1 protein-coding gene is annotated in these 560 nt (G+C 68.4%); it reads right to left on the reverse strand.

Annotated features, from left to right (window positions below):
• The coding region (locus tag AC1DWF_RS37485) for an ABC transporter substrate-binding protein (RefSeq protein ID WP_476843484.1) at nucleotides 1–560 on the reverse strand (560 nt) is incomplete at both ends.

A 560-nucleotide genomic window follows, 5' to 3' on the forward strand; every position in this document is an offset into this window, starting at 1 on the left:
GTGGTGACCAGCACCTTCACCGCGGCGCGCCTGCTGGCGGAATAGCCGGCTTCCGTCATCAGCCGCCGGGCCTCGTTCGGATCGAAGCGAAGCTGGAAGGACGGATTGCCGAACCAGGGATGGCTGCGCCGCATCTGGCCATGGGCCAACTCCGCGAGGCTGCCGTTCAGCGTGACCAGGTCCTCCCGGTTCACACCGAGATTCGCCGCCATCCGCACGCGCTTGTCGCGCCAGGGTGAGCCCTCCAGCAGCGAGGGCTGCCAGGGCCAGACATGCACCATCTCGCTGCTGACGATCTGGAAGCCGCGCTGGCGCATCGAGGGGATAGCATCGGGCGCCGGCGCTTCGATCCAGTCCACCTGTCCCGAGAGGAGCGCCGCCGAGCGCGTGTTCACGTCGGAGGCGGGGACGACGACAAGACGATCGAACTTCGCGCGGCGGCTCTCGTACCAGTAGTCGGGATTCCTCACCATCTCGAGCCGCACGCGCGGCACGAAGCTCGCGAACTTGAACATGCCGGTGCCGGCGGGGTCGCGCGCGAAGGCGTCCCAGGCCTGCAC

This window comes from Aminobacter sp. P4_D5, assembly GCF_056401815.1.